This window comes from Dankookia sp. GCM10030260 (assembly GCF_042666655.1).
Classification (GTDB): Bacteria; Pseudomonadota; Alphaproteobacteria; order Acetobacterales; family Acetobacteraceae; genus Paracraurococcus.
Map to the genome: position 1 here is coordinate 1 of NZ_JBHTDE010000074.1, position 1,563 is coordinate 1,563.

General features: G+C 70.4%; 1 protein-coding gene. It reads left to right on the forward strand.

All coding sequences use genetic code 11. The annotated features are described in order from the left end of the window. Positions 1–738: 738 nt before the first annotated feature. Complete coding sequence (locus ACFQS7_RS30870; protein WP_380070973.1) at positions 739–966, forward strand: hypothetical protein; 228 nt, start codon at positions 739–741, stop codon at positions 964–966. The last annotated feature ends 597 nt before the right edge of the window (positions 967–1,563 follow it).

The following is a 1,563-nucleotide window of genomic DNA, read 5'->3' on the forward strand; positions in this document are numbered from 1 at the left end:
TCTCGCCTGGCTGGTCCAGGGGGCACCGGGGGAGTCTCGTCGTCGCGCCACCGTGCCACCGCTGGCAGGGTCAGGGTTCGCAGGGACGGCCGGCTCAGCGCCGGATGCGCGGTGCCGGGCAGCCGCAGCGCCGGTGAGGACGCCGCGGACACCCGCCGAGGGGCGATGAGGAGGAGGGCGAGAGGTTGACGGTCCGATCCCTGGGCCCGGGCAGGGGCAGCGCGGGACGGGGACCGGGCACCAAGGGTGATGCGCGGTGCGGTCCTGCGGCCGGCCGGCTTTGGCTCGACCCTCTGGGGAGTTGGACTGCGTTGCTGTTCAGGGGAGCGGGGCTGCCGGAGGGGCCATGCCTCTCATCCAGCATAGATGCGGTTGCGGGCCTGATCTTTCAAGAACGCAACGGATCGCCACGTGTGGTGTACCGGAAAACCCTGTTGCGGTGGGCGGGTGAAACCCGCGGCAATCCGCGGCCGGTAGGGGCTGAATGTGGTGTACCGACAAAGGATTGATTCTCGGTACGGCTTCCATTAGCCGGCCGATCTGCGCTGCCGCGACCATGAGCCAGCGGGCGCAGCCGGCAGCGGGGTGAGCCAGACTGCCATGGTGCCCGTGCCGCCGGAGCCGATGACCACCCACGTCCCGAGCCGTCCGCGAACGTTCCGGGTCGTGCGCGTGAGTACGCGGGTGCGTACCCCTTGCGTACCTGCCTGCGTACCGGCCTCCAGGCCAAGCTGATCCGTGATCGGGCCCGGGCCGGCCTGGCACAGCCCAAGGCCGAGCGTCGGCGCCTCGGTCGGCTTCGAGTACCTGATGCCGTGCGCCCCCGTTGTTCTGCTGCGGGCGGCTGGCACCTCGCTGCGCGGCACCGCCCAGGCGTGCGGGATCGCGCTGTCCACCGTGCAGGGCATCCTGGCGGAACAGGTCAGCTCGGTGGCCGGGGCAGCCCGGCGCGGTGGGGTGAGCTGAACTGCCCTGATGCCTGTGCCGCCGGGATGCAGATGACCGCATCCTCGTCCCGGGGCTTCTGGCAGCAAACGTTCCGAGTCGCGCGCGTGAGGTTTGGGGTGCGGACCCCCTGCGGACCTGCCTGCGGACCGGCCTCTCCGCAGGCCTCGGAAGAGCCCAAGCTGACGGTCCTGGCCCGGATCAGCACAGCGATCCCCCGGTACTTGCCTCAGCCATCCGCCACCACCGGCCTGAAATCTCGCGCGAGTATGGGGTACGAACCCCCTGCGAACCTCCCTGCGAACCCCCTCCTCTCAGCGCGTGGCGTGCCCAAGCTGGTCGCCAGCGTAAGGCTGCCTTGGCAGCGGCAGAGGGCCGTTCGTTTGCGTCCTTCCCCGGTCCAGTGACCCCGACGCCAACTGCCTTTCCATTGCGGGTTGCCTTATGCCTCTGCCGCCGGAGCCGATGACCGCAGCCCCGTCCCGAGCCGTCCTTCAGCAAACATTCCGGCTCGCGCGCGAGGTTTGGGGTGCGCACCCACTGCGCACCTTGCTGCGCACCTTCCTCCAAGCAGGGCTGATCCGTGGGCGGTCCGGGCCGGCTTGGCACCGGCCAGGG